This is a genomic window from Pantoea allii (assembly GCF_002307475.1).
Classification (GTDB): domain Bacteria; phylum Pseudomonadota; class Gammaproteobacteria; order Enterobacterales; family Enterobacteriaceae; genus Pantoea; species Pantoea allii.
The window spans coordinates 1-2,530 of record NZ_NTMH01000007.1; the positions used below are offsets into that span (position 1 = coordinate 1).

The following is a 2,530-nucleotide window of genomic DNA, read 5'->3' on the forward strand; positions in this document are numbered from 1 at the left end:
ACCTGCTCAAGCCAGCTGGCCGGGATCGCAGCCTGCGCCCGCGCCAGCTGTTGTTCAGCCACAAGCGCTTTTCGCTGTGCAACCACTACGCCCGGCTCCCGGGTAAATGCCCGCTGCTGTTCCCCGCCCGGCAGTTCCGGCACGGGTTCACCTGTGATCTGATCCAGCACTTCAACCTGCAGCGTTCGTACGGCGCCTGTCGCGGCCAGCCCTGCCAGCTTTCCGGTCAGGGTCTTTTGTCTGAAGCTCAGCACAACACCTGTGGTCAGGGTGGCAAACCCGATAAGATCTCCGGCGATCACCAGCGGTGACAGGGACTTATTACATTTGTCGCTGAAATAAATCATCCGGTAGCGGAAGTAGCCGCCCCACATCTCGCGAGAACCCAGCGCAGCGTGCATAAACCAGGCACGCGAGTCGTGCACCTGATCGTCGAATAAGGCCCTGACCAGCCCGGCTGGCTGTCCGGCATTACTGGCCTCACCGGCGGCAGGAAACAGGACTGACACCCGCGCGTCTCCGTCAGCCTTCATTCGCCGGTATTCCCGGGGTTCATCATCGGTATTGAGCACGAAAATCATCGGCTGGAGCACGGTATCCAGCACCGCCTGCGCCAGGTTCTCCGGGATACGGTAACCGTCGTGGTAATCCTTACCAAACTCCTTCGCCGCTTCAAACAACTGGGTCTGCGCCATATCCGGGTCAAAATCCTTGATGCCCGGATAGAGCACAAGCTCATCCATCCTGTCGGCAGACTGTTTTGCTAACTGATCCTGACGCTTTTCAAGCACCTTTCGCTGCTTTTCATCCCGTGCTTCTTCTGCCGCCTTGCGCGCGGCGGGCAGCGCTTCGGTATTGGTGGCGCGCTGGTAGAATGGCGTTTTCAGCATCGAACCTCTGGCATAGCGCTCGATACGCCAGGCGGTGATCCACGCAATCTGGTTTTCAACGACGGTTTCCAGACTGCCGCTGGCGCGCGGTGGTTCGTATTGGGAGGCCTCTTCAGGCGTGATTTTTTCTGGTGTGGTCAGGTTCAGAGTGAGTTCGCGCCAGGCGTTGAAGCGTTTGATAAGTTCAGGTGAAACAGCAAACTCCAATTGCACTGTTGGTTCCATAGCCCTCCAGCTAGCATTTTTCATATCTTCTGGAAGAGATGGTTCTGGAACCTTTAATGGAGCACCTGCTTGAAATGCATTGGCATACATGTCATGAAGCGAGATCTGCGATAACAAAAATCGATCAAATTCATCGTTGCCTTTTCCTTGATCCCCTGGAGGATAACCGCCACCCAGATCCGAGTGCATCCCCGGGTAAACTACCTCAGTGGCATAGGGCGGGTATTTGCCGTTACCCCGACGCACCGAATCCAGTGGGAAGCAGAGACGCTGCTCATGCCCGGACACCAGATGCACGCATTTTTTTATCAAACCGCCATAGGTTTTATCGTCCGGCAGCTCCATCGTGCCGTCCGCCCAGGACATATGCCCCTCGGCTATCGGCACAACGTGCGCTATCCCAACGGAGGCCACGGTATCCAGCAGCCCGAGAAACTCCACGCTGACAGGCAACTGCATCTCACCAATCTGCAGGCACTGTGGGGGTTTTTCGTCTTCCGCTTTTGGTGGGGGAAGCAGTTCGCTCAGCCAGCGAACAAACGTACGCGCAGCGGCGGCACCGCGGGAAAAACCATAAACATACAGTTTGATGCCTAACACCTTAGGCTTACCCGGCTCCGGCTGCGTGAGCAGTGGTTTCAGTTGCGGGGCTAACTCATTCAGTAAACGGCTGAACTCTTCATAACGGTTGTGGCTTCCGCCAGACCACAGCCGGTTCCAGCTGGTACCCATTTTTTCTATGGACTTACGGCTGGCACCCTCGGACAGTTTTATGCTGTTGTTTTCCGGGTCCTTACTTATGCGCATTAGCACATCAATAATACGCAGCAGCGCCCAGTTAATACGCTCCTCACCCTTGGTTGCACCCACCAGCCCCATAGTGGAATAATCCGGGTCGTTCACTTCCGGGAACGGAGTGCCCACACCGGGAATATAAAATTTGAAGTATTTGCCGCCGCTGTCGCTTGCCGAATCCAGCGGCATCCTGCTCGTATCAGATACGCCACCTGCTGTACCATCTCCGATAGTGGCGCGAAACAACCGCGCGATATTGGTCGGATGCTTCGGGTCAGACAGCAGCAGGTCATTGTTCAGGTTATTACCCGTACCGTCGAAAAACAGACTGATATGCAGCGTCTTGCAGCAAGGCGGCTCGACACGTCGCCCGGCCGCCAGACACAGTTCCTGGCGGTAGAGCCGCTCGGCGCTGTTCTGCTGATGGCAATTCTGACCAACTTGCAGGGCCTGCGTCGGCAGGCGCCCCTGGGCCGGAAACGGCGGTGGTACCCAGGCTAAATCGGTTACCGTTATTTCGGACATACTTTGGGCTCCTTCATCCTGAGGGGCTCTTTTATCGGGTAGGACGGACTGCCGTAGGTGTAACAACTGGTCGTGACCTTCACGTCATCGCAGGG

General features: G+C 56.5%; 1 protein-coding gene. It reads right to left on the reverse strand.

Features of this window, described 5'->3' with window-relative positions; genetic code table 11:
• The coding region (locus tag CMR03_RS02915) for a T6SS phospholipase effector Tle1-like catalytic domain-containing protein (RefSeq protein ID WP_141248545.1) at positions 1-2,435 on the reverse strand (2,435 nt) is incomplete at its 3' end.
• Positions 2,436-2,530: the final 95 nt, after the last annotated feature.